We start from the raw sequence: 249 nt of genomic DNA on the forward strand, positions 1-249 counted from the left end.
TGGTCGCTGCCGACAAACTGACCGTATAGACTAAGTTTGCACCTTCCGTCACATTGTCATCGGCGGTTCCTGTCAAGCCCGGTTCTACTTTCGTCACCGACGGCTTTTCATTATCCAAGATACCGCCGGTACCCGTTGCGCCGCCTATCACTAAAGGCAGTGTTTCAGGGGACGCTGAATCAATCACCGTATCATCAATCGTGCTCACGGTGACCGTAAAGGCCGTCACACCACTCGGTACAATCACAT

1 protein-coding gene is annotated in these 249 nt (G+C 52.6%); it reads right to left on the reverse strand.

Annotated features, from left to right (window positions below; all coding sequences use genetic code 11):
• On the reverse strand, positions 1-249 hold a 249-nt coding region (locus ACO0KZ_RS20570; protein ID WP_422998671.1), incomplete at both ends, for a hypothetical protein.

The sequence above is a fragment of the Undibacterium sp. Di24W genome (assembly GCF_049340325.1).
In the GTDB taxonomy this organism is placed as follows: domain Bacteria; phylum Pseudomonadota; class Gammaproteobacteria; order Burkholderiales; family Burkholderiaceae_D; genus Undibacterium.